Here is a 4,088-nt window from a genome sequence, read left to right on the forward strand (position 1 = left end):
AGATGGGATCCAGACGACTTGGCCGTGCTGTTTACAGTGCTGATAAGTTCTTTCTCAGCTCCAGGAGCGGCTTAAACGGAAGTTGTCGGGTACTGAGGCTGCGGTCCATTGGTAAAGCCATGTAGCGTCTGCCGAGGGATATGTATGAAGTCGCCCGTTGACACATTGAAAGTATGTGGACCTATCCAATAGGTGAGTTGTCCACTCAGCACATAAAACTGTTCTTCTTCTGCTTCGTGCTGGTGCAGTCCAGGACCTTTGCCTTCGCGTCCCCGTCCAAGGCGGCCCGGACTTCCACCTCGACCTCGTGCCGGTGCCCGAACCCGGGCCGTACCAGATTCTCGTGCGGGTCGAGTCCGCGTCCGTCAACTTCTCCGACGTCAAGCGCCGCCGCGGCGACCCCTACCCCTTCGACACCGCCTTTCCCTTCGTGCCCGGCGGCGAGATCGCGGGCACGGTCACCGCGCTCGGCCCCGGCGTGGACGGTCCGCCGGTGGGGACTCGCGTCTTCGCCTTCGCGGGGCCCAATGGGTACGGCGGCTATGCCCAGTTCGCCGTCGCCTACGCGAGCGCCGCCGTGCCGATCCCCGATGCCCTCGACTTCGACGGGGCCAGCACCCTCATCGTTGCAGGCACCACCGCGCGTTTCATGCTCACGCTCACCGCGCGCGTGCAGCCCGGCGAAAGCGTGTTGGTGCCCGCCGCGACCGGCGGCGTGGGCAGCTTCGCCGTGCAGATCGCGCGCGCGCTCGGCGCCCGCGTCATTGCGGCCGTCGGCCATCCTGACAAGATTGGGGCGGCGCTCGCCCTCGGGGCGCACGACGTCGTGGTGTACACGGAGCCGGACTGGCCGGCGCGGGTGCGGACCCTCACGGACGGGCGAGGCGTGGACGTGGCCCTCGAAGCGTCCGGCGGAGACGCGCTGCGCGAGACCTTCTCGGCCCTCGCGCCCTTCCGGGCTACTGAATGTACACACTGTGTGCAATTCAATCGGAGCCCAGATCAACCTCCCCATCAGCAAAAGCGCAATAGTGAAGATTTGACAGACTTCATCATTAAGAATTGCTAAATTAAGAGTGTCCCAGAGTTCGAGCGCAGCACTCTTCGGCGGCTCATGAGAACCCTTACCCGAGCCAGGATCCTGCCATCACGAAGGTCTGCTCATATCACTCTGCTCGCTGGAGAGTTTCACGGAGGACCATGTCCGACGTCCCTACGCTTTACCACTCCCAGCCAACCTACAGCGCGGTGTCTTCCTCACTGGCCATCCTTGACCAACATGGTTCGATTCTGGAAGTCAACGATGCCTGGAAAGTATTCGGAACGGCCAACGGCCTGACGTTGCCCGATCACGGAGTCGGGAGTAACTATTTTCATGGCCGGCAGGCCAGTCTTTCCCCCTCCAGCAACACTGGTGATCAGGGCGTCAAAGGCGTCCTCAGCGGCGATCTCGAAACCTATGACGAGATCTACCCCTGCCACTCTCCGGAACACCAGCGGTGGTTCCATCTTCGCGTCTCTCGGCTCAACAACAGGCTTCACACCATGGTCATTCACGAGGACATCACACCTCTTCACGATGCCCAGACCGACCTGCTCAGGGGAGCCGACGAAACGACGCGTGTCCTGGAGAACATCCAAGAAGCCTTCTTCAGCCTGGACCACGCCTGGCGTTTCACCTACCTCAACCCCCGGGCCGTCAAGCTGCTCCAGCAGCCCGCCGCCATGCTGCTCAGCCGGACCTTCTGGGAAGCCTTTTCCGAAATGATCGGCACCGCCTTCGATCGACAGTTCCGGTTGGCGGTGGCTAGTCAGCGCCCGGTGAGGTTCGAAGCGTTCTTTCCTGTGGTGCACGCCTGGTTCGAGGTGAACGCTTATCCGTTTCAGGGCAGCCTTGCGGTGTACTTCCAGAACATCAACGTCCGGAAAGCCGAACAGGCGACCAGCTCGGAACGTGACGTCATCCTAGAGATGATCATCAACAGTGCTGCTCTCCCGGAGATTCTTTACCATGTGGCTGAGACGGTCGAACGTCAGCTCCCGGGCTACGTGTGCGTCATCATGCTCGAGCAGGATCAGAAGCTGTATCCCTCAGCTGCCCCAAGCCTCTCTACCGAGTGCCGAACGGCCCTCGAGGGCCTCGAAGTTCGGGAAGGCGTGTGGCCGTCCGTGACCGCCATGCTGCGTGGAGAACGGGTGGTCGTTGAGTCGCTGGCGCACGCCCCTTACCGCACGAGTGTGCTCAACCGGTTTGCTGAACAGGGATTCCAGGCCTGTGTTTCCGTTCCGCTGCTTGATGGTCTGGGCGAGATCCTGGGCACCCTCGATCTCTACACGAAGCCCCCTGGGTTGTTCCCCAGGGACGTTTTGCAGGTCATGGACAAAGCCTGTCATCTGGCGACCCTGGCGACCGAACACCATCGCGTCGCAGAGCGGGTGCTGTACCGCGCTCAGTACGACGCCCTGACAGGCCTGGTCAACCGGCAGTTGTTCGAAGAGCGGTTGAAGGAAGCCGTTGCCGTCGCTCACCATCTGCAGGCTCCTCTGGCCCTGCTCTTTATCGACGTCGACGATTTTAAAGGCATCAACGATCTGCTGGGACACGAGGTCGGTGATCAGGTGCTGCGCGAACTGGCCAACCGGTTCACACGCTGCGTTCAGCCGCAGGAGACACTGGCACGGATCAGCGGCGATGAATTCACAGTCATCCTGCCGTTCTGCCCTCAGACCAAAGCGGTCGAAGTCGCCAGATCCATCCTTGACACGCTGAGCCTCCCATTCAAGGTTGGTGGACGAGAACTCTACGTGATGGTAGCCATCGGCATCAGCATGTTTCCGAAAGGCGGGGTTACTGCCGAGACCTTGCAGCTCAGGGCCGACCTGGCGATGTACCATGCCAAGATTCGGAAACAGGGATTCGCCGTCTTTGAACCCGAGCTCAACCGTCGCAGTCACGAGCGGTTTCAGTTGGGATCGGACCTGAGGAGAGCCCTGGCATTCAGCGAGTTGGAGGTGCACTACCAGCCGCTCGTCGGTCTTCAAGACCGGGTCTTGGTCGGCGTGGAAGCCCTGGTGCGTTGGCGGCATCCACAGTTGGGGTGGGTCCCGCCCGGACAGTTCATTCCCATTGCCGAGGAGATCGGACTCATCACCGAGATCGGCGAGTGGGTGCTGCGGACGGCCTGTGCGCAGGGTGCAGCCTGGATTCAGGCCGGGCATCCGAACATTCGCATGGCCGTGAACGTTTCTGCCCTTCAGTTTGAGAGTCAGACCTTTGTCGAGACGGTGGACCGATGTCTGCAGGAGACTGGGTTTCCTGCAGCGCATCTGGAACTCGAGTTGACGGAGCGGATCGTGATGCGCAATGCCGAAGACTCGGTGGCGCAGTTGAAGCGTCTGCGCGCCCTGGGCATCGCTATCGCCATCGATGACTTTGGCACTGGGTACTCGAGTCTCAGTTATCTGGCGCGACTTCCGATCAACATTCTGAAGATCGACCGTTCGTTCGTCAGTGGACTGAGCCAAGCGTCAGCGAATCATTCGATCGTCAGCGCGATCGTCAGCCTAGCGGCCAGTCTGCGCTTCCAGACGGTGGCTGAAGGCATTGAAACGTTGGAGGAATTGGAGGCGCTCCAAGAACTCGGATGTCATCTGGGGCAGGGTTACTTCTTCGCCAGGGCCTGTGTTGCTCAGGACGTGTTTGGTGCCGCTGGGATCTCTCAAATCGCCGCTCCATAACTGGCAAGTTTATCGGTGAAAGAAGAGTCTGCCAGAGCATGGCCCGGCATGTGGCGCTCGCTCTGGCCAATCTGCGGCTTCGCGAATCGCTGCGGCTGCAATCCATTCGTGACCCGTTGACCGGACTGCATAACCGGCGTTACCTGGAAGAGACCCTGGAACGGGAAGTTCGCCGTGCCATCCGGGGGGAAGTGTCGATCAGCATTCTTGTTCTCGATATCGATCATTTCAAGAAATTCAATGATTCCTTCGGTCATGACGCGGGCGATGTGGTGTTGAAGGAACTTGCTGGGCTCATGCAGCGTGTCTTCAGGGAGGAAGATGTCGTTTGCCGGTATGGCGGGGAAGAG

3 protein-coding genes and 1 pseudogene are annotated in these 4,088 nt (G+C 60.4%); 3 read left to right on the forward strand and 1 reads right to left on the reverse strand.

What is annotated here, in order from left to right; genetic code table 11:
* Nucleotides 1-71: 71 nt before the first annotated feature.
* Nucleotides 72-251, reverse strand: a pseudogene (locus GUI70_RS25345) (cupin domain-containing protein); the annotation flags it as partial.
* Nucleotides 252-307: 56 nt separating this feature from the next.
* Here GUI70_RS25345 and GUI70_RS22220 point away from each other — a divergent pair.
* The 3 genes from GUI70_RS22220 to GUI70_RS22230 form a co-directional block, all read left to right on the forward strand.
* Nucleotides 308-1,069: a quinone oxidoreductase family protein gene (locus GUI70_RS22220; RefSeq protein ID WP_161884459.1), complete on the forward strand. Its 762-nt coding sequence runs from the start codon at nt 308-310 to the stop codon at nt 1,067-1,069.
* 131 nt (nt 1,070-1,200) lie between these two features.
* Nucleotides 1,201-3,738 (forward strand): bifunctional diguanylate cyclase/phosphodiesterase, encoded by a 2,538-nt coding sequence (locus tag GUI70_RS22225; RefSeq protein ID WP_161884460.1) that lies wholly within the window; start codon nt 1,201-1,203, stop codon nt 3,736-3,738.
* Nucleotides 3,739-3,776: 38 nt separating this feature from the next.
* Nucleotides 3,777-4,088 (forward strand): diguanylate cyclase (locus GUI70_RS22230; protein ID WP_237725117.1); only part of this gene is annotated, 312 nt, incomplete at its 3' end.

Source organism: Deinococcus alpinitundrae, from assembly GCF_009982895.1.
In the GTDB taxonomy this organism is placed as follows: domain Bacteria; phylum Deinococcota; class Deinococci; order Deinococcales; family Deinococcaceae; genus Deinococcus; species Deinococcus alpinitundrae.

Coding starts and splice junctions, on each gene's coding strand:
- GUI70_RS22225 (WP_161884460.1), top strand. CDS start 1,201: ATGTCCGACGTCCCTACGCTTTACCACTCCCAGCCAACCTACAGCGCG.